This is a genomic window from Paraburkholderia sp. JHI869, assembly GCF_038900775.1.
Taxonomy (GTDB): Bacteria; Pseudomonadota; Gammaproteobacteria; order Burkholderiales; family Burkholderiaceae; genus Paraburkholderia.
On sequence record NZ_JAYMSC010000002.1, the window covers coordinates 276,479 to 296,052 of the forward strand.

Here is a 19,574-nt window from a genome sequence, read left to right on the forward strand (position 1 = left end):
CTCTTGTTCAGCGCGCCACGCCGCCTTGCGCGGCGTCGGCGCGCATCGACTTCTGCGGCTTCGCCATCGCGCCGCGCACCTCGAAGCGCACGGTATCGGTCACCTGCCCTCGCGCGTCGACGAGTTCGAGCGTGTGCTTGCCCGGCCAGGGCAGCCACGCCACGCGCGCGGCGCCGCCCAACCCCTTCCCGTCCAGCCGCCAGCTCACGCGCGCGCTCGAGCCCGTCGCCCGCTCGAACCAGACGCGCTGACGCTGCGCGGGAATGTCGGGATCGAGCGCGAAGATCGTGCCGTCCACCGGGCTGCCGATCTGCGCGGGACCGCGCGCGAGATCGGCAGCGTTCGAGGCGAGGCCCACTTGCGGCGTCGCCGTGCCCGCGATGAACCACTCGTTGCGCGCGGGCTCTACCGCGTCGGCGAACTGCACGCGCACGCGTTCGACGCCTGGCGGCGCGGCAGGCGCGACACTCGGCACGCGCCGATGCAGATAGCCGACAATGGCGGCCCACACCGGCGCCGCGCCCGTCACGCCCGAAACGTCCCACATGGGCGAGCCATCCGCGTTGCCGACCCACACGCCCACCGTATAGCGCGACGTGAAGCCCACGGTCCAGTTGTCGCGCATGTCCTTGCTCGTGCCTGTCTTGACGGCCGAAAACATGCGCGTATCGAGCGGACTGTCGAAGTCGAAGGTACGCGTGCGCGCGTTGTTATCGGCAAGGACATCGGTGACGATGAACGCGGACTCGCGGCTGAATACGCGCTTTGACGCCTGATTCGATGCGGCCTTCGCGGGCGCGGGCAATTCGGCGATCGGGCTCACGACGCCGCCATTGGCCAGCGCGCGATACGCATTCGTGAGCGTGACGAGGCTCACGTCCGCGCTGCCCAGCGCGAGGCTGAAGCCGTAGTAGTCGCCCGCCTGCGTGAGCGGCAGGCCGAGCGCCGTGAGCGTCTTCGCGAAGCGATGCGGCGTGACCATCACGAGCGTGCGCACGGCCGGCACGTTCAACGACGAGCCGAGCGCGGTGCGCACGCTCACCCAGCCCTTGAAGCCCTTGTCGTAATTTTGCGGCATGTAGAGGCCGCCGCCCGCTGCGAGATCGAGCGGCGCGTCGTCGAGCAGCGAAGCGGTCGTCACGCGCCGCTCGTCGATCGCTTCCGCGTAGAGAAAAGGCTTGAGCGTCGAGCCCGCCTGGCGCAGCGCGAGCGCCGCATCGACCTCACGCGCCTTCGATAGTCCTCCTGATGACCCGACCCACGCCAGCACTTCGCCCGTTGCGTTGTCGAGCACGACGACCGCGCCGTCCTGCACGTTGCGCGGATGCGCACGCGCGTTGAGCTCGATGAGCGTGCGTGTGAGCGTGTCTCGCGCGTAGCGCTGCAGGTTCGCGTCGAGCGTCGAGCGCACGCGCATGCCGGGCGCGGGATGCACGGCGTTCGCGATCTGGCGTGCGAAATGCGGTGCAAGCTGCGGCGAGTTTTCGCTGCGGCCATCGAACGAGGGATCGTCGGCGGCGATGGATGGACGCGCGAAGGCCATCTGCACGAAGGCATCGAGATTCGCGCAGCCGCTATCGGCATTCACAGCGCTCATGTCGTGCAGGATGCGGCACGCGCGCGTGGCGACCTTCGCATAGGGCGCATTGGGCGCGCGGATCAGCGCAGCGGCAACGGCCGATTCGCGTTCGTCGAGCCCAGATGGCGCCTTGCCGAACAGCGTTTGCGAGAGCGCGGAAAGACCCACTGACTCGCCGCGGAACGGCACGAGGTTCAAGTACGCTTCGAGAATCTGGTCCTTGCGCCAATTGCGTTCGAGCCGCAGCGCGTCGACGGCTTGCACGGCCTTTTGCGCCAGCGAGCGCTGGCCCGAGTGCTTCGGGTCGTCGTCGAGCAGACCTGTGAGCTGCATCGTGACCGTGGATGCCCCCCGCGTGCGCGTATTCCATAGGTTAGCCCAGGCGGCAGCCGCCGCGCCGCGCCAGTCCACGCCGCTGTGTTCGTAAAATCGTTTGTCCTCCGAAACGACGATCGCCTCCCGCAGCGCCGGCGAAACGTCGGCGAGCGCGACCCAGTCGCCGCGCCTCGCAGTGCGTTCCACCCGCGTGCGCTGCAGCGGCGTGCCATCGCGCGCGAGCAGCACCCAGTCCGAGCTTTGCCACTGCCCGCGCACGTCGTCGAAGGTGGGAAGCGCGAACGCGGGCAGCGGCAGCAGCGCGAGGCACAGCGCGGCAACGCCGAGTGCCCGCGTCGAGCGATGCCGTTGCGCGAATGGGCCGCTCATTGCGCTGCCTTCACGACCACCGGTGCGTTCGGTGCGACACCGAACGTCGCGGGCGCATAGAGCGCCTCGACGCGCGTGGGCGGCAACCCGAACGTGCCGACGTTGTTGAGCCGCACCGTGTACTCCACCGAGACCTTGCCCTTCGGCAGAAACTCGTAGTACGCACGATAGCCGTCGAAGCCGCGCTCGATGAACGCTGGCCACGGGCCGTTCTCGTCCTGCTTCTCGCCTTGCGTCGCCACGGCCGAATCGCGTCCGAGCCCGGAGCCCAGGATCGTCGCGCCCGCCGGAATCGGATCGTTCACGACGACCCACGTCATGTCGGTCTGCGCGTCGATGTCGAGGCGCACGCGCACGACGTCACCGCGCGTGTAGACGCCCTTGACTGCGGCGCTCACCGGCGTGATGGTCTTCGCGATGCGATAGCCCGCCGCGAACGGCGCACGCAACGCGACCGCCGCGAGGCTTTCGACCGTGGCCCACGGCTTGCCGCTTCCTTCCTGAGTGAGTGTGAGCGTCGCGCCCGCGTTCTGCCTGGGCCAGGCGAGCAGCGTGCTGCGCGCGGGCGCGTTGCGCGTCGCCGCTGTGGCCCCGCTGGCGCCCGACGCCGCTTGCGCCGCCGCGCTCCAGCCTACGACGCGAGACGTATCGCCGAGCTGGATCTTCGTCGCGCCCGTCACCGGATCGTGCTCGAAAACGCGCGAGAAGCGCTCGACCGCGAGCGAGCCGTACGCGTTCGCTGTCGTCGTGCTCCATGCGCCGTTGCGTTGTAACGCGAGCAGGCCGGCAACGAGCCGTGGCATTTCATCCTTCCACGCGGGGTTATCGACAAAGGCCAGTGCAAGGCGCGCTGCGTTGACCTCCGCGCCCGTCATGAGCCACCACAAATCGTCTTCGGCGGCCGTGGAGAACGTAAGCTGCGTGCCCTGCCACGTGAGACGCGAGCGCAGGATCTGGTCGAGTTGCGCCAGTTTCTCCGCGCGATCCGGCACGTCGCGCATGCGCGCCAGACTCTCCGCATAATCGATCACCGCCGATGTCGGCCACTGGTTCGGCGCGATTTCGATCGAGCCGAACTGGCGCGCGTTCGCCGCGCCGTAGCGCGACAGCGCGTCGATGGCGGCGAGCTTGCGCAGATCGAGGTCGCGGCGCGGCGCCCACGAATTGCGCTCGATACGGCCTTCCACGAAGCGCGTAAGGCCCTCCACCATCTTGCTGCGCAAGGCGTCGGGCAGCGCGAAGCGCGGGTCGAGCTTCGACGCCTCGTCGCTCACTGTGAGCAGATACGCGGTGAGCGCGGTGCTGCCATGGCTCGCGCTGTCGTCGGCAGGCGGGAAGTAGTTCGCGAGGCCGTCGCGATCCAGATACACCGGCATGCGCGCAAGCTCCGCCTGCCAGCGCACGGGGTCCCGCAGGCCGATTGCAATCGCCGTCTGCTGCTCGAGGCACGAGTACGGATAGCGCGTGAACCAGCGGCGCACGCCGGGCAGGCCGTCCGCGAGCTTCGGCTGTAGCGACACGGCGATGCCGCCACGCACTTTGCCTGCTTGCGTCACGCTCGCATTGGCGGGCGGCGCAACGGGAATGGCGAGTGTGCCGTCCACCTGTGCGAGCGTGGCCTGTTGCACCGTAACGGGTATCGCTGCGCTCACCTGCTGCGCGAGCTTCACCGCATCCGCCGCATGCGCGCCGCCCTGCTCTGCCGCGCTCACGTTCCACACGAGCGCGGGCCGCTCCGCTTCCGCGAGATCGTCCGGAACCGCAACGGTCCACGCAATTTCACGCGACGAATTGGGTGCGAGGTCCACGGTCTGCGCGGCAAGCGCGAGCGGCGGCACGTTCGGCGTGACCAGCACTTTCATCGCGCGCGCGGTCGTGTTGCGCAACGTGAATTGCGCACGGAGGGTGTCGCCTTCGCGCACCTGGGGCGGCAGGCCCGAGATCAGTTGCAGGTCCTGCGTGCTCTCGATCGTCGCGCTGCCGGTGCCGAAGCGCGCCACTCCGCTCGCCGCAATGGCGACAATGCGAAAACGCGTAATCGAGTCGTTCAGCGGCACGTCCACCTGCGCCACGCCCTTCGCATCGAGCGTGACGCGCGGGTTCCAGTAGAGCAGCGTGTCGAAGAGCTCGCGCGTCGCGCCATGCCCGCCGCCGCCGCCCGCAGGCACCGCCTTGCGCCCGAAGTGCCGACGCCCGACGATCTCCATCTGCGCCGTGGCCGTTTCCACGCCATAGGCGCGTTGCTGCAGCATGGCGTCGAGCAGATCCCAGCTGCGGTTGGGCATGAGTTCGAGCAGCGCTTCGTCCACGGCTGCGACTGCGATCTGCGTGCCCGCTGGCACTGGCTGACCGTCCGGTAGTTGCACGCGCAACTGCACGTGCGAAGTGCCGCGTACCGGATAACGCTTCGCATCGGGCGTGACGTTCACCGCTAGACGGTGCGCAGCGTCGCCCACGCGGATTTGCGCGAGCCCGTAGCGGAAGGCGGGCTTCGACAGATCGACGAGCGGCGTGGGCGCCTCGTACTGGCGGCCTTCGTACCAGAACGCACGCGCCCATTCGAGCGGCGCTTTCCAGCCCCAGGTGAAGAACGAATACCACGGCACTTCGTGAATGCGCCCGCGCAGCGCGAGCACCGAAACGTAGACGTTTGGCCCCCACGTATCGCTTACCTTCAACTCGACGGTCGGATCGCGCCCATCGAGCTGAACCACGTGCGTTTCGATGATGCCCTCGCGCTCCACGGCCACGAGCGCCGTTGCGAAGCGGAATGGCATGCGCACCTGGAAGCGCGCGGTTTCGCCGGGTTCGTAGCTCGTTTTCTCGGGCAGCACATCGATGCGGTCCGTGTTTTCGCTGCCGAACCAGAGTTCGTCTTCGCGCGTGACCCACACCGACGTCGTCGCCGTGGACGCGTGGCCGTCGCCGTCGCGCGCCGTGGCCACGAGCTGGATGTTGCCCGCTTCCTTGAGCTTCGCGTCGCACGTGAGCAAGCCGTGATCGTCGCTCGTGCCGCTGCACAGCGTCCCGAGATCGCGCACTTCCGTGTGATTGTCGTAGGCATAGAAGCCGCCTACCATGCGCTTGCGCGAGGTAGTCGTGATCTTCGCCACGCCGCGCACTTCGAGTTTCACGCCCGCGTGCGGCTTGCCTTGCAGGTCGAGCGCGATCGCGGTGACCGGAACCGTTTTGCCCACGGATACCCAATGCCCCGACTTGATGCCCGCCACCACAGCGGCGGGCCAGAGCGTGGCCGCGCCGCTGATGGTCTGCACTTCGCCGTTCGGGTCCGCGAAGGTCGCTTCGAGTGCGAGGCGCCTCGGCGCCTCCACGCTCGACAGGTTCTTCAGCACGAGCGTGCCCGCGCCGTTGCGGTCGAGCGTAAGCGGCTCCTTGTCGGCCACGAGCTTCGCGACCTCGTTGTCCTCTTGCGGGCCGCTTTCCTCATCTTCGGATGCGTTGTCGGCCGGGCTTGAGCTCACGTACGGCGCGAAACTGAAATCGCTATAGGTACTGGCGAACGAAGGCGTCGTGTCCTTCACGAGCGCCGAAACCTGCACAGGAAGATTCGACGCCGCGCCGCCCGACACATAATCGATCTGCACCGCGACGCTCGCCTGCGTGGCGGCAACGAGCGGCGACGTTTTCTCGTTTTGCACGGCGATCGTGCCCTTGAGCACCGGCAAGCGGAAGGCCTCTACGCGGAAGCTGCCGCTGTCGTAGCTCATGTGGATCGCGTCACCGCCGTTGTCGGCGTCGTTGCTGCCTTCGCCCGTTGCGCTCGCGTCGCCGTCGTCGAGCGAAACGTCGTATTCGCCGAGCTTCGCTTCGGGCGGCAACGCAAAGGTCGAATCGGCCGTATGATCGGCGGCCCACTTGAGCGGCAGATGCCACGTCTGCCCGCTGCCCGCATGACGTATCGTCACGCGCGTGGGGTACTGCTTCGGCAACGCGAAGCCCTGCATCGTCTGGGCGCGGATAAAGTGTTTCATCGACACCGTCTCGCCCGCGCGCAGCAGCGTGCGGTCGAACACGGTATGCGCGCGCACCGTGGGCGCAACGCTCGTATCGGTCGGCACGTTGAAGCGCCACGATTCGATGCCGCGATTCCAGTCCGACTGCACGAACGCCATGTCGGGGCCCGTCTTCGGGTCGTCGACGCGCGCCGAAACGAATAGCCCGCTATAGCTGTTTTCGCCGCAGTCGCGGCGGTTCGAAAGCGGCCCGGCTATCGTCAGCAGTCCGTGTGAATCCGTCTTTCCCGTGGCGAGCGTCTCGCCATTGCAGTCCGATACGCGCACGTCGGCGCCCGCCACCGGCTCGCCCTTGTCGAGCGACGTGACCCACACCACGCTGTTCTCGCGGCCCTGCTTGAAGTGCACGCCGAGATTGGTGACGAGCACGGCCGTGCGCACGTACATGGGCGCGGGCTTGCCGAGCAGCGATGCCCCGAGCGAAGGCGAAGCGAGCTCGATCACGTAAAAACCCGGCTTCGGCACGGGAATGCCCGCGACTTCGAACGGCCGCAACGCCTTGGGGTCGGCCTTGGGCAGCGTGAGCGTCTGCACGCCGGGCTGGCCTTCCAGCAGCGAGAGCGAGCGCACGTCGATGATGCGCTCTTTCGCGTCGTCGTCCCCCTCACCCGCAGTGCGCGGAATCACCACAGGCGATTTCGCGCGCGCGAGCAGCCCCGGCATCCGCTTGTCGATCGACGTTTCGCTCATGCCGAAATTGTCGAATTGATCGACGAGGCGCATCCAGCGGCGCATGTCGCCATCGGACTGCACCGCGAGCTTCGCGAACTTCGCCTCGCCCGCGTTGAGCCCCTGCACGTGCATGTCGGCTTCGACGTTGCGCAGCGTGACCGGCACGAGCGGCGGCGTGCCCGGCTCCGCATAGCGCTCGATGATGCCGAACGTCGAGGACGGGAATTTCGCGAGCGGCGGCATCGGCGCAGTGGCCGTATGCAGCGGGAACAGATCGGCGTTCGCGAGCGCTCGCCCGCTCACGTCCTTGAGGCCGGCGGGCGCGGTGATCGTGAGCGTAGTGTGATCGGGCAGCGGCGCGGCGAACGAGATCGAACTGACTTCGGCGTCCTTGTCATCTGTGCGGAAAGTCGGCGCGACTTCACCCTTCGGCCCTTGCAGACGGAACTTCTGCGCGTCGGCGCGCGCAATGGGTGAACTCAGATCGATGCGCACGGGCCGCAGCGGCGTGCACGGCGCCTTCGCATTCTCGCGCTCGCAACTCATGCTCGCGGTGAACGGCGCGCGCACCGTGAAATCGAAGCGGCGCTCCACGTCGTTGGGCGTGCCGTTCGGTCCCTGCACGCCTTTGCCGTACACGAGCTGCATTTTCGCGCTGGAGGGCAACGTTTGCTGGCACGTGAGCGTGAGCACGCTCGCGCTTTCTTTTTCGAGCCGGAAATGCTTGAGCAGCGCGGCGCGCGTGGACGCATCGACAGGCTGCACCGGGATGCGGTTGCCGAGTCCTCCCGACTCGCACCATACGTGTTCGCGAACGGAAGCCGGCGTGGCGGGACCGTTCAGCTTCAGCACGAATGCCTGGTTTTCCTCAACTTCCCCGCCATAGGGCCGCACGCTCACCGGAAACGGACCGCCCGTCGAGAACGTGAAGCGGCGAGCGCCCATCACGGCATTGCCCGCCTGCGATTTGAGCCCGTCGAAGAGCGTCACGCTGCATTGCACGTCGGGCGGCAGGTCGGCGGCGAAATCATAGGCCCACGTTTTTCCGTCGATCCAGCGGCCCTGACCGGCGCTGGCCGCCGCGTTGCTGCATTGCAGGCGCGCGGGGTCCTTCGCATCGGGCGCGCCGAACGCCACCATGGCCTCGTCGAACTTCACCACCACCTGGCGCACCTGCGCCACGGTCCCCTGCGGCGATACGCTCACCGTACGCGCGGCGTAGGCGCGCCACGCCCACAGCATGCATAAGCCCAGCACCAGGGCAAGCGCCAACGTCCACCAACCGCCAGCTTTTCGTGTTATTCGTTGCATCGACCGGTCCTCGTTTGCGCGCGCGCCGCGGGGCAATTACCGCTCGGCGTGCGGTGAATGGTACAGGGCGCTGCGCGCCCGCGCGCCGGGAATGGCCGGCCACGGGCATGCGAGCGCTGGCGCGCAGCATGCCGCGACCGGGCTACTGCCGCTATCGGAAATCGCTGAATTTGCGAGCGGGTTAAGGCGAAGGAAGGACCGCGGGGGAATACGCGAACCGGGCCTCTAAACGCGAGCCGGTGAGAGATGGGGAGAAGACGGGGTGAAGGCGCGTGCTGAAGGTGCACAGGGGGGGCTGCCGCGTTCGATGTTCGCGAACATCGCGGCTGCGTAGCCGGCACACTACTGCGCGTCGGTGAGCGGCGGCATCGCCACCGTCTCGCGCCGGTCAAAGCCCATAAGCGCTGCGTCAACGGCGAGCGCAAGGCAATGCCACGGGAATAAAAAGCGATTCGGCCCGCGGCACGTCTTCACGCGCTCGCGGGCCCAGTATTACTACGTCATACTAACCAACCGTGTAACGTCGTCAATCTCAGTGGGCGTTGTACACCGGCGGCGAATAGCTGCTAACCGCGCCGTCGGTGCGCGAGCCGCTTTCCGACGATCCGCTCGTGGCCGGCCCGTAGCCCGTTGCCTGCGCAACAGCCGCGCCGTTTTGCGTGTTCACGCGCGCCTGGGCTCGTTGCAGATCGTCGGGGTAATACAGGTCGTTCACCGAAGGACGATAACCGGCGGCTTCGAGTTGCACCAGCTCACTGCGTACCTGCGCACGCGTTACGGGACCATTATTGCCTTGCGACTGCGCGAATGAAATGGCCGGCGCTGCAAGCACGGCAGCGATCGCAACGGCCTTGATAAGCGTTCTCATGACTAACCTCCAGTATCTTGATCGAATCGGCGCAGTGGCTTGTCTGCATCCGTTGAGTACAAGTCTAGGAATGTTGGCCTTGCGAATAAATGCCGCAAACGCGAATTTACTATTCTCGCAGAGCGGATAATCGGCTCTCATTGCTCGAATGCATAAGCTTCTATCCAAATGGAATATGGAACAGGTGTGCAACGCACTGTTTCACTCTGATGCATGATAGGGAATCTTCCGAATCATCGATGAGGGGACAGCAATGGCGACGTGGCAACCGGACCCGACCTTCTACCCGTCTGCGCGCATGGCAGGCGATGCCCCGCCCGAGACGCTGGCGTACGTCGCGAGCTTCGACCCCACGCGCAGCGTGCCCGATTCGCTCGACGTGGTCGATCTGGACCCGCGCTCGCCGGAATTCGGTCGCATCGTGCACCGGCTGGCGATGCCCAACGTCGGCGACGAGCTTCATCACTTCGGCTGGAATGCCTGCAGTTCGTGCTTGTGCCCCAACGCGCCTCACGCGCATACCGAGCGCCGCTACCTCGTCGTGCCTGGTCTACGCTCCTCGCGCATTCATATTGTCGACACGAAGCCCGACCCGCGCCGTCCGCAAATCGCGCGCGTGCACGAACCCGAAAGCGTGGCGCAGCGCGCGGGCTACACGCGCCCGCACACCGTGCATTGCGGGCCGGATGGCATTTATGTGACATCCCTTGCGAACGCGCAGGGCGAGGCGCCCGGCGGCGTCTTCCTGATGGACCACGAGAGCTTCGACATTCTCGGCCAGTGGGAGATCGATCGCGGCCCGCAACAGCTCGCCTACGACGGCTGGTGGCACCTCGGCTATGACACGCTCGTGACGAGCGAATGGGGCCTGCCCGCGACCTTCGAGAACGGCCTCGTACCCGAGGTCCTGCTGGGCGGCCAGTACGGCCATCGCCTGCACTTCTGGGATCTGCACACACGCCAGCACAAACAGGTGCTCGACTTTGGCGCGGAAAACCAGCTCGTGTTCGAGCTGCGCCCCGCGCACAACCCCACGCGGCCCTATGGCTTCGTGAACTCAGTGATCAGCTTGAAGGACCTCTCGGCCTCGATCTGGCAGTGGTACCTCGACGGCGACCAGTGGGCCGCGCGCAAGATCATCGAGATCCCGGCGGAGCCTGCCGATCCCGATCATCTGCCGCCCATGCTCAAGGGCTTCGCGGCCGTGCCGCCGCTCGTCACCGATATCGCGCTCTCGCTCGACGACCGCTTCCTCTACGCGGCGTGCTGGGGAACAGGTGATTTGCGCCAGTACGACGTGTCGGACCCCGAGAATGCGCGCCTGACCGGTTGCGTGCGCATTGGCGGCATCGCAGCGCGCGCAGCGCATCCTTTTGCGCCCCAACGGGCGCTGAACGGCGGCCCGCAAATGGTGGAAGTGAGCCGTGACGGCCGGCGCGTTTACTTCAGCAACTCGCTTTATGGTGCGATCGACGCGCAGTTCTATCCCGAAGGCATCGACGGCTGGATGGTGAAACTCGACGCCGCGCCCGATGGCGGCCTCGAATTCGACGAGCGCTTCTTTGTCGAATGGCCGAAGTCGCACCGGCCACATCAGATCCGTCTCGAAGGCGGCGACTGTTCATCTGATTCGTACTGCTACCCATAAGCGCGGAGCAACGTATGGAGGAAGTCTTCGGCGCGCACTGGGGCGCCTGGGCGGCCGTGGTGGGCAGCGGCGTCTTTCACGGCGTGAACCCGGCGATGGGTTGGCTCTTTGCGACCGCGCTCGGGTTGCAGCGCGGCAGCCGCGCGGCGCTGCTGCTCGCTCTGCCGCCTATCGCGCTCGGTCATGCCGCATCGATTTTCCTCTTCACGAGTTCCACTGCGGTGCTGGGACTGCACCTGCCAGGCGCCGCGCTGCATTGGGCGCTGGGCGCGCTGTTGATTGCGTGGGCAGCATGGCAGCACGCGTATGGGCACCGGCACCGCGTGCGCGTGGGGATGACTGTGGGCTTTGTCGGGCTCGCGGCGTGGTCGGCGTTGATGGCCACGCTGCACGGCGCGGGACTCATGCTGATGCCCGCCATGCTGCCGCTGTGCAGTGGCGCGGGCGGCGTGGCGGGCCTTGCGAACCCGCTTACGCTCTCGTTTGCGTTCACCGCGCTGCATACGGTCACGACGCTCGCCACCACTGCCGTCATCGCGCTGCTCGCCTACGAGTATCTCGGCCTTGGCGTGCTGCGGCGCGGCTGGATCAATTTCGACTGGCTCTGGCGCGGGGCGCTCGTGGCGACCGGCACGTTGATGATCGCGACGGCGTGAGCCGCTCGCTCAACTCCCCGCCGGATAATCCGTGCCAAGACTCAACTCGCGCCACGCCTCGATATCGGCAAGCGCCGCGCGCAAGCGGTTCGCCACCGCATCCACGCCGAATGCGCCCAGCACGAGATGTCGCGGCGGCTTTTCGGCTTCCGTGATGCGGATCATCGCCTGCGCCGCGCGCACCGGATCGCCCGGCTGATGCCCGCTGCCTTCTGCCGTGCGCTTCATGCGCGCGCCCGCCGTTTCGGCGTAGTCGTCGATACGGCTCTCCGTCTGCACGAGCGAGCGGCCGGCCCAGTCCGTGCGGAACGGCCCAGGCTCCACACAGGTCACCTTGATGCCGAGCGGCCCAATTTCCGCCAGCAGCGAATCGGAAAACCCTTCCACGGCGTGTTTCGAGGCCGCATAGTAGCCAGAGCCCGGAAATCCCGCGAGCCCCGCTACCGACGTAATGTTGATCACGTGACCCTTGCGGCGCGCGCGCATTCCCGGCAGCACCGCGCGCGTGAGCGCGAACAGGCCGAATGCGTTGGCATCGAACTGCGCGCGGATCTCGTGCTCCTCGCCCTCTTCGATCGAACTCTGATAGCCGTAGCCCGCGTTGTTGACGAGCACATCGATTGCGCCGAATTGCTTTTGCGCGGCGGCGACGGCGGCGTCGATCTGCGCGGCGTCGGTCACGTCGAGCGAGACGGGCAGCAGGCGATCGCCGGCCTCGGGCGCGAGATCGTCGAGCGACGCCTTGTTGCGCGCGCTCGCCACACAACGCCAGCCGCGCGCGAGCACCGCACGCGCAAGCTCGCGGCCGAAGCCGGTCGAACAGCCGGTCACGAACCAGACCGGCGACGCATTCTGGGAATCTACGGACATGGGAAGGCCTCCCGGAAGAAGGGGCAGACAAGGCTGCCGAAGACAGGGGAAAGCGGAAGATGGCGCCACCGCGCGGAGCAGGTCACTATGCGAGCGCAGGCGCAGTCTCAGATGATACCGGTCACGCACGAACTCTGCTGAAGCGCTCGCGGGTCCGCGGCGATGAACGCCTGCGCCGATCTCGCGCCCCATGTAACATACGGCGCCTGGCGCCCCGAATTTCAGCGTCCCGATTCAACCAGTCATCTGCCGGAGAAGAAACCCGATGTCCACCGTCACCACGCCCGCACAACCCGCTGCCGATATCGCCGATGCCATGCGCGCCCTCGAAGCGCGCTATGGCACGCCGTGGTCCGCGCCGCTGCCGGCCTGGAACGAAACGCTCGACACGCTGCTCGCGCACCGCTCGGTGCGCAACTACGCGGACCGCCCGCTCCCCGATGGCACACTCGAAACGCTGATCGCCGCGGCGCAATCGGCCTCGACGTCGTCGAACCTGCAAACGTGGAGCGTGGTTGCTATCGAGAATCCCGAGCGCAAGGCACGCCTCGCCGAGCTCGCGGGCGGCCAGTCGCACGTTCGCGCAGCGCCGCTCTTTCTCGTATGGCTCGCGGATCTCTCGCGCCTCGAAGCGGCTGGCGCGCGCAGCGGCGCGAGCGTCGAGGGCCTGCACTACATGGAGACGCTGGTCGTCGGCATGATCGACGCGGCGCTCGCGGCGCAAAACGCCGTGGTCGCGCTCGAATCGCTCGGCATGAGCGCGGTGTATATCGGCGGCATCCGCAATCAGCCTGAGCAGGTGGCCGCGGAGCTGGGGCTGCCGCCGCGCGTGCTCCCCGTGTTCGGCCTGTGCGTGGGCTATCCGGACGAAACGCGCCCCGCGGATGTGAAACCGCGCTTGCCGCAGGAGGTCGTGCTTCATCGCGAGCAATACGATGCGCCTTCGCAAGCCGCCGCAATTGCACAGTATGACGAAGTAATAGGCGGCTTCCAGACCGCCCAGGGATTGAGCGCGGCAGGCTGGACCGCACGTTCGCTCGCGCGCTGGCGCAGCCGCGAGTCACTGCACGGCCGCGACCGCTTGCGCGACGCACTCAACGCGCTCGGCTTCGAGTTGCGCTGAACGCCGCCGGTCGGCACAGGCAAGGAAGTCCGCACACCACACAGGAGAAACGCAAATGAAAGTCGCCGTCATGGGCGCAGGCGCAGTAGGCTGCTTTTACGGCGGCATGCTCGCGCGCGCGGGACACGATGTGGTCTTGATCGGCCGGCCCCAGCATGTCGAGGCCATTACGCGCGACGGGCTGCGTCTCGAAGCGCAGCAGTTCGACGAGCGCATCGGCGCGCCGCATCTCACGGCCAGCACCGAGGCCTCCGCCGTCGCGGGCGCGGACCTCGTGCTGTTCTGCGTGAAGTCGACCGACACCGAAAGCGCGGGCGACGCGATCAAACCGCATCTGGGCGCCGACACGCTCGTGCTCACGCTGCAAAACGGCGCGGATAACGCGGAGCGCCTGCGCACCGTCATTCCACAAGACGTGGCGGCTGCCGTGGTCTATGTTGCGACTGAAATGGCCGGCCCGGGCCACGTGCGCCATCACGGGCGCGGCGAGTTGGTGATCGAACCTTCGCGCGCGAGCGACGCGACCGCACGCACGCTCATCGACGCGGGCGTGCCCACGGAAATCTCACCCAATGTGCGCGGCGCGCTCTGGGCGAAGCTGATCGTGAACTGCGCGTACAACGCGCTCTCGGCGATCACGCAGTTGCCCTATGGACGTCTCGTGAAGGGCGCGGGCGTGAGCGAGACGATGCGCGATATCGTCGGCGAATGCGTGGCCGTCGCGCAAGCCGACGGCGTGACGCTGCCGCCGGACATCGACAGCTCAGTGCCGCGCATCGCGCAGACCATGCCGGGCCAATACTCGTCCACGGCGCAGGATCTCGCACGCGGCAAGCTCAGCGAGATCGATCACCTCAACGGCTATGTCGTGCAGCGCGGCACGGCGCTTGGCGTACCCACGCCTGCGAACCGCATGCTGCAAACGCTCGTGCGGCTCATCGAGGACAAGGCCCGCGCGGCGATCTAGCTCGCGCCGGTCAGGAGCCGGTCACGGCGCGTCAGCGGTCGAACACGAGCAAGGTGGAAGTGGCGGATGCGTAGAGCTTGCCCTGCGCATCCGTGATGCTGGCCTCCGTGAAGGCAGCGCGGCGGCCCATGCTGAGCACGCGCCCTTCCGCGCGCACGAGGCCGGTGTCGGCCGTCATGGGCCGGTGATACGCGACCTTCAATTCCAGCGTGGTATAGCCCTGATTCGTGCCCAGGCGCGAGTGCGCGGCGCAACCGCAAGCGGAATCGAGCAGCGTAGCGGCATAGCCGCCGTGCACCGTGCCGATGGGGTTGTACACGTGCAAACCGGGCGTGCCTTCGAATACGACGCGCCCCTCCTCGACTTCCACCAGCCTGAAGCCAAGCGTTTCGCCAATGGCCGGGCCACGGGTCCCGTGCAGCATGTGCTGCAACTGTTCGACGCCGGTCAGGCCGGCGGGCATTTCAGCAACGAGGTTCATCGAAACGGTCTCCGTCCATGTTGCGCGGCAGTGCGCGCCTGTGCGATTCCGCATCGTAACGCTTTTCGAACGATCGTGCTTAAATTATCGCGGGCTTCTCACGTGTTTCGATTCAGGCCTCGATTCATTGCATGGTGGATGTTTCAATACGTCTCGAGATGCAGCCGCCCTTCCCGCTTGAGGCGATCCCACAGTGCCTCCCAGTCCATGCCGTGTTTCTCGGCAATCTCCTGAAGCGCTTGCAGCACGCCGTCTTCCATGCCCTTCAACCCGCAGACATAGACATGCGTGTTGCCGTCCTTGAGCAGTTGCGCGACGTCCACGGCGCGCTCGCGCATGGCGTCCTGCACATAGCGCCGCGGCTGGCCCGGCGTGCGTGAGAAAGCCAGGTTCGTGTCGATGAAATCCTTCGGCAGATTCATCAGGGGTCCGAAGTAGGGCAATTCCTGCTGCGTGCGCGCGCCGAAAAAAAGCATGAGCTTTCCGGTTGCGCCCTTGAGCCTGCGCCGGCGGCGATATTCGGTCATCGCGCGCATGGGTGCGGAGCCGGTGCCCGTACAGATCATCAGCAGATGCGAATTCGGATGGTTCGGCATGAGGAAGGTGCTGCCGAACGGCCCGATTACCGTCACCACGTCGCCCTTCTTCAGATCGCAGAGATAGTTCGAGCACACGCCGTCGGTTGCGTTGCCGCTGTGATCGCGCGTCACGCGCTTCACTGTGAGCGAGACGTTGTTATAGCCGGGGCGCTCGCCGTCGCGCGGGCTGGCAATCGAATACTGGCGCGCGTGATGAGCGCGGCCCTCCGCGGTCTCGCCCGGCGGCAGGATGCCGATCGACTGGCCTTCCAGCACCGGGAACGGCATGGCGCCGAAGTCGAGCACGATGTGATGGATGTCGCTTTCGGTGGCGTCGTCGGTGAGGCGATAGTTGCCGACCACGGCCGCCGTGGTGGGCGCCTTGTGCGTGTAGAGCTGGACATAGGGGCGTGCCGCCGACCACGGCGGCACGGTCGAGCCGCGCAGCATGTCGGAGCCGCCGACGGGCGCATCGGCGGCATTCGGCGACGCTGGCGCTTTGCTCGCCCCATCGCCGGATTCCTGCGAGACGACCGGCGCACCAATCGATGCATTCTGCGCGGGCAGTTCGTCCCACGTGAACTGCTCGTCGATGCTGTACGCCTCGGCCTTGAGCACGTTGCGCCAGTTGTCGATCGCACCGGTCGGACAGGGCGGCACGCAGGCCATGCACGCATTGCAGACATCGGCCTTCACCACATAGTTGGTGCCGTCGTGCGTGATCGCGTCGATGGGACACGTTTCCTCGCACGTATTGCAGCGTATGCAGACTTCCGGATCGATCAGGTGCTGCCTGAGAATTTCCACGGGTAGCGGACCGTTCATGATTGTCTCCCACCGCGGCGCGCGAACGCGTTGCTACGCGCCGCCGCTACGCTCAGTTAAAGCGCACGTATTCGAAATCGATCGGCTGCCGGTTGATGCCCATGGCCGGCGGTGCGATCCAGTTGGCGAACTTGCCCGGCTCGACCACCCGGCCCATGAGCGAGGCCACGTAGGCACGGTCTTCCGGGGTGGGCAGCCATTTTGCTTCGTTCGCGGCCCATTCCGTTTCGCCGATCACGCGCCCGTCCGGCGAGACGCGCACGCCCGCGAACGTGCCGATCTGGCGGTTGAACGCCTTGTGCGGCACGGTAAGACGCGCATCGACGCCGGCCTTTTCCAGCACCTTGTTCCAGCGGTTCACACCCGCAATCGAGTCCTTGATGTAGTCGTCGCGCAGCACTTCGTTCATGGCGTTGAGCATCGGCACTTCGCGCTCCACGAGTTTGCCGTCCTGCACGTCGAGCAGACGGTACTGCTGGCCTTCGAGCTGGTGGTCGTCGTCGCGCTTCGTCTCTTCATAGCGGCCCTTCAAGCCCGAGCTGTAGAACGTCGCGGCATTCGACGAGTGGTCTGCGCCAAACAGATCGATCGTCACCGAGTAGTGGAAATTCAGGTAGCGCTGGATCGTTTCGAGGTCGATCACGCCCGCGGCGCGCAGGCGGTTCACGTCGTCGGTCTTCAGCTCGTTCATGACTTGCGCGGTGCGCTGCACGACGCGCGAGATGCCCGACTCACCGACGAACATGTGATGCGCTTCCTCGGTCAGCATGAATTTCGTCGTGCGCGCGAGCGGGTCGAAGCCGGATTCGGAAAGTGCGGAAAGCTGGAACTTGCCGTCGCGGTCGGTGAAGTACGTGAACATGAAAAACGCCAGCCAGTCGGGCGTTTTCTCGTTGAATGCACCGAGAATGCGCGGATTGTCGTCATCGCCCGAGCGGCGCTCCAGCAATGCTTCGGCTTCCTCACGACCGTCGCGGCCGAAGTAGCGATGCAGCAGATACACCATCGCCCACAGGTGGCGGCCTTCCTCCACGTTCACCTGGAACAGGTTGCGCAGGTCGTACATGGAAGGCGCGGTGAGGCCGAGATGACGCTGCTGCTCGACCGAAGCCGGCTCCGTGTCGCCCTGCGTGACGATGATGCGGCGCAGATTCGCACGGTGCTCGCCCGGCACGTCCTGCCATGCCGCCTCGCCCTTGTGCGCGCCGAAATGGATCTTGCGATCCGCGTCGCCCGGCGTGAGGAAAATGCCCCAGCGATAGTCGGGCATCTTCACGTGATCGAAGTGCGCCCAGCCGCCCGCGTCGACGCTTACTGCCGTGCGCAGGTAAACGTCATAGCCATGCGAGCCGTCGGGGCCCATGTCGCCCCACCACGAGAGGAAGTTGGGCTGCCACTGCTCGAGGGCGCGCTGCAGCGCGCGGTCGTCGGCGAGGTTGACGTTGTTCGGGATCTTTTCGCTGTAGTTGATCGTGGACATTTGGGTTCCTTACGGCCGATGCGGATATCAAACGCGGGCGACGTCGAACTGCGCCTTGCTGCCCTTGCCGTACACCTTGAGCGCGCCCTTCTCGCCCACGGCGTTGGGGCGGTTGAATATCCAGTTCTGCCACGCGGAGAGCCGCCCGAAGATGCGCGTTTCCATCGTCTCCGGGCCGTTGAAGCGCAGGTTCGCCTCGAGGCCCGTGAGCGCGTCGGGCGACATGACCGCGCGCTCTTCCAGCGCGAGGCGGATTTCGTCGGGCCAGTCGATGTCGTCGGGCGAGGCCGTCACGAGGCCCAGGCGCTCCGCCTCGACCGGCTTGACCGCTACGCCAATCTTCTCGCGCACGGCGTCGAGTGGTTCGGTTTCCTCATAAAATCGACGCGCGAGCCGCGATTGATGCGTGACCATCGGGTAAAGACCGAAATTCGCTTCCGAGAGCGTGATGGCCGGTTCTTCGTCTTCGTTCGCGGGCAGCGCGGCCATATAGGTACGGTCGGCGGCGAACGCGAGTTCGGCAAACGTGCCCGCAAAACACGAGCCCGGCTCGATCAGCGCGAACAGCGAACGCGAAGCAACATCGATGCGCGCCAGCGTGCGGCGCAGCATGCCGATGGTCTCGCGCACGAACCAATGGTCGCGGTGCGCGAGCACCGCGGCGTCGGCGGCGAGCACGGTGCGCGCGTCGCCTTCGGTCTTGAGAATCCACGTGCCGATGTCGAGTTCGTTGGTGCGCATGGAGAGAATCGCATCGTCGAGCTCGCGCGCGAACTGCAGCGGCCACCACGATGCGCCTGCCGCGACAATTGCTTCGATATCCGAAGCAGGTGTCGAAGCGGGGGCTTTCGCCGTGAACGTCGCGGTGCGCTTTGCCCGGTCGATCGTGACATCCACGGTTGCGTAGCTCAGGCCGTTGTCGTGTTCCACGCGTTCGATGCGTGTGAGCGCAATGCCCTTCGCTTGCGCAGGACGATCGCTCGCCGCGGCTAGTTCGAGCGCGCGCGCCTGCACGGCCTGACCGAACTGATTCGGCTTCACGACTTCGTCCACGAGGCGCCAGGCTTTCGCGCGCTCGCCGCGAATGCCTTCCACCACGGTGCAGAAGATATCGGCGCGGTCGTGGCGCACCTTGCGCTTGTCGGTGAGACGCGTGAGGCCGCCCGTGCCCGGCAGCACGCCGAGCAGCGGCACTTCCGGCAGCGCGACCGAAGAGGAGCGGTCGTCCACGAGCATGATCTCGTCACAGGCGAGCGCGAGTTCATAGCCGCCGCCGGCACACGCGCCGTTCACGGCCGCAATGAACTTCAGGCCCGAATGCCGCGACGAATCTTCCATGCCGTTGCGCGTTTCGTTGGTGAACTTGCAGAAGTTGACCTTCCACGCGTGGGTGGAAAGACCGAGCATGAATATGTTGGCGCCCGAGCAGAACACCCGGTCCTTCAGGCTGGTCAGCACGACGCTGCGCACTTGCGGATGCTCGAAGCGGATACGCTGGAGTGCGTCGTGCAGTTCGATATCGACGCCCAGGTCATACGAATTCAGCTTCAGCTTGTAGCCGTCGCGAATGCCGCCGTCCTCGGCGATATCCATGCCGAGCGTCGCCACGGCGCCGTCGAAGGTGAGCTTCCAGTGCCGGTACTGCGAGGGATCGGTGCGGTAATCGACCCGCTGCGGGGCGACGGCGGTTTCGGCTGCGGCCATGAGTGTCTCCTTCGCTTCGTTTCTTTGAACGATAGTGCAATGGAATACTCATGTAAAGCCGATTAGTGCATTT

12 protein-coding genes are annotated in these 19,574 nt (G+C 66.2%); 4 read left to right on the forward strand and 8 right to left on the reverse strand.

Annotated elements, in window-relative coordinates:
* Positions 1–7 precede the first annotated feature (7 nt).
* From pbpC to VSR72_RS04545, 3 genes are all read right to left on the reverse strand, one after another.
* Positions 8–2,284 (reverse strand): penicillin-binding protein 1C, encoded by a 2,277-nt coding sequence (gene pbpC / locus VSR72_RS04535; protein ID WP_342951225.1) that lies wholly within the window; start codon positions 2,282–2,284, stop codon positions 8–10.
* Complete coding sequence (locus VSR72_RS04540) at positions 2,281–8,301, reverse strand: MG2 domain-containing protein (protein ID WP_342951226.1); 6,021 nt, start codon at positions 8,299–8,301, stop codon at positions 2,281–2,283. Before VSR72_RS04540 ends, pbpC begins: the two co-directional genes overlap by 4 nt.
* 532 nt (positions 8,302–8,833) lie before the next feature.
* Positions 8,834–9,169, reverse strand: coding sequence for a DUF4148 domain-containing protein (locus VSR72_RS04545; protein WP_342951227.1), 336 nt, complete (start codon positions 9,167–9,169; stop codon positions 8,834–8,836).
* Positions 9,170–9,422: 253 nt separating this feature from the next.
* On the opposite strand from VSR72_RS04545, the gene VSR72_RS04550 reads away from it, so the two are divergent.
* Together VSR72_RS04550 and VSR72_RS04555 are read left to right on the forward strand one after the other, a co-directional pair.
* The gene (locus VSR72_RS04550; protein WP_342951228.1) at positions 9,423–10,817 is read left to right on the forward strand and encodes a selenium-binding family protein; all 1,395 of its coding nucleotides are present in this window, start codon (positions 9,423–9,425) and stop codon (positions 10,815–10,817) included.
* 14 nt (positions 10,818–10,831) lie between these two features.
* The gene (locus VSR72_RS04555) at positions 10,832–11,473 is read left to right on the forward strand and encodes a hypothetical protein (RefSeq protein ID WP_342951229.1); all 642 of its coding nucleotides are present in this window, start codon (positions 10,832–10,834) and stop codon (positions 11,471–11,473) included.
* Positions 11,474–11,482: 9 nt separating this feature from the next.
* On the opposite strand, the gene VSR72_RS04560 is transcribed toward VSR72_RS04555, so the two are convergent.
* Entirely contained in the window at positions 11,483–12,343 is an 861-nt protein-coding gene (locus VSR72_RS04560; protein ID WP_342951230.1) for an oxidoreductase, read from the reverse strand.
* A gap of 265 nt (positions 12,344–12,608) precedes the next feature.
* Here VSR72_RS04560 and VSR72_RS04565 point away from each other — a divergent pair, with 265 nt between their 5' ends.
* Together VSR72_RS04565 and VSR72_RS04570 are read left to right on the forward strand one after the other, a co-directional pair.
* Entirely contained in the window at positions 12,609–13,466 is an 858-nt protein-coding gene (locus tag VSR72_RS04565; RefSeq protein ID WP_342951231.1) for an NADPH-dependent oxidoreductase, read from the forward strand.
* Between the two features lie 55 nt (positions 13,467–13,521).
* Positions 13,522–14,433, forward strand: coding sequence for a 2-dehydropantoate 2-reductase (locus tag VSR72_RS04570; RefSeq protein WP_342951232.1), 912 nt, complete (start codon positions 13,522–13,524; stop codon positions 14,431–14,433).
* A 31-nt stretch (positions 14,434–14,464) separates the two neighbouring features.
* Here VSR72_RS04570 and VSR72_RS04575 read toward each other — a convergent pair whose 3' ends face one another.
* The 4 genes from VSR72_RS04575 to boxC form a co-directional block, all read right to left on the reverse strand.
* On the reverse strand, positions 14,465–14,914 hold the full coding sequence (locus VSR72_RS04575) for a PaaI family thioesterase (protein ID WP_342951233.1): 450 nt from the start codon (positions 14,912–14,914) through the stop codon (positions 14,465–14,467).
* A gap of 143 nt (positions 14,915–15,057) precedes the next feature.
* A complete protein-coding gene (gene boxA, locus VSR72_RS04580; protein WP_342951234.1) occupies positions 15,058–16,317 on the reverse strand; it encodes a benzoyl-CoA 2,3-epoxidase subunit BoxA in 1,260 nt (419 codons plus the stop codon).
* A 52-nt stretch (positions 16,318–16,369) separates the two neighbouring features.
* Complete coding sequence (boxB, locus tag VSR72_RS04585; protein WP_342951235.1) at positions 16,370–17,797, reverse strand: benzoyl-CoA 2,3-epoxidase subunit BoxB; 1,428 nt, start codon at positions 17,795–17,797, stop codon at positions 16,370–16,372.
* Positions 17,798–17,824: 27 nt separating this feature from the next.
* Positions 17,825–19,501, reverse strand: coding sequence for a 2,3-epoxybenzoyl-CoA dihydrolase (boxC, locus tag VSR72_RS04590; RefSeq protein WP_342951236.1), 1,677 nt, complete (start codon positions 19,499–19,501; stop codon positions 17,825–17,827).
* Positions 19,502–19,574: the final 73 nt, after the last annotated feature.

What these genes read in the sequence shown, in the direction of transcription:
- VSR72_RS04540 (WP_342951226.1), bottom strand. Translation starts at nt 8,301, where the DNA reads ATGCAACGAATAACACGAAAAGCTGGCGGTTGGTGGACGTTGGCGCTT.
- VSR72_RS04545 (WP_342951227.1), bottom strand. Translation starts at nt 9,169, where the DNA reads ATGAGAACGCTTATCAAGGCCGTTGCGATCGCTGCCGTGCTTGCAGCG.
- boxB (WP_342951235.1), bottom strand. Translation starts at nt 17,797, where the DNA reads ATGTCCACGATCAACTACAGCGAAAAGATCCCGAACAACGTCAACCTC.
- VSR72_RS04565 (WP_342951231.1), top strand. Translation starts at nt 12,609, where the DNA reads ATGTCCACCGTCACCACGCCCGCACAACCCGCTGCCGATATCGCCGAT.
- boxC (WP_342951236.1), bottom strand. Translation starts at nt 19,501, where the DNA reads ATGGCCGCAGCCGAAACCGCCGTCGCCCCGCAGCGGGTCGATTACCGC.
- VSR72_RS04555 (WP_342951229.1), top strand. Translation starts at nt 10,832, where the DNA reads ATGGAGGAAGTCTTCGGCGCGCACTGGGGCGCCTGGGCGGCCGTGGTG.
- VSR72_RS04560 (WP_342951230.1), bottom strand. Translation starts at nt 12,343, where the DNA reads ATGTCCGTAGATTCCCAGAATGCGTCGCCGGTCTGGTTCGTGACCGGC.
- VSR72_RS04550 (WP_342951228.1), top strand. Translation starts at nt 9,423, where the DNA reads ATGGCGACGTGGCAACCGGACCCGACCTTCTACCCGTCTGCGCGCATG.
- VSR72_RS04575 (WP_342951233.1), bottom strand. Translation starts at nt 14,914, where the DNA reads ATGAACCTCGTTGCTGAAATGCCCGCCGGCCTGACCGGCGTCGAACAG.
- pbpC (WP_342951225.1), bottom strand. Translation starts at nt 2,284, where the DNA reads ATGAGCGGCCCATTCGCGCAACGGCATCGCTCGACGCGGGCACTCGGC.
- VSR72_RS04570 (WP_342951232.1), top strand. Translation starts at nt 13,522, where the DNA reads ATGAAAGTCGCCGTCATGGGCGCAGGCGCAGTAGGCTGCTTTTACGGC.
- boxA (WP_342951234.1), bottom strand. Translation starts at nt 16,317, where the DNA reads ATGAACGGTCCGCTACCCGTGGAAATTCTCAGGCAGCACCTGATCGAT.